General features: G+C 69.9%; 1 protein-coding gene. It reads right to left on the bottom strand.

Annotated elements, in window-relative coordinates; translation table 11 throughout:
• Positions 1–529 (bottom strand): hypothetical protein (locus AC0VX0_RS12415; RefSeq protein ID WP_475452219.1); only part of this gene is annotated, 529 nt, incomplete at its 3' end.
• Positions 530–578: the final 49 nt, after the last annotated feature.

The following is a 578-nucleotide window of genomic DNA, read 5'->3' as shown; positions in this document are numbered from 1 at the left end:
CTCCCACCCCGTCAGTGAACGCGAAGCCCTGGTCGATCGCGCTGATCCCGCGGCGGTCCATCAGCACGTTGCCCCCGTGGCGGTCGACCTGGCCGATGAGGCAGTCGAAGAACGCGAGGTCGGAGGCCTGCTGCTGGTGGTCGTTCAGCTTCATCAGTGTGTCTGCGGACTTCACGGGCTGGCCGGGCACGCCGTAGGAGATCGAGCCCCAACGGCCCTCGTGCTGGGCGATGACCGCCGGGGGCACCAGCGCCCCGTAGCTCGGGCCCAGAGCCTGCGCGAACTGGCTAGCGGCCACCTCATGGGTTGACTGCAGCGTCCCCACCTCGTGGCCGTAGCAGAGGCGCGCGGCGCCCGTGTTGGCGCCGTCGTAGGGCTTGAAGTAGCCGATCGTCCCGTCGGAGTACCGCAGCCGGCGGACCTCGTTGATCCCCGTCCTCCGCATCCCGTAGTCCACGCGGGCCTCTGCGGTGTTCAGCAGCTGGGCCTCCTGCGGATCCTTGCCTTGCCGCCCCCGCAGCAGGCACATCCGCTCTCCGTCCTCCCCGTACCGCGATCGGAGCTCCTGATCCCCCCGG

The organism is Micrococcus sp. iso_26, assembly GCF_056172975.1.
The sequence above is the reverse complement of the archived record's forward strand: the minus strand, read 5'-3'. Positions and strand labels throughout refer to the sequence as shown.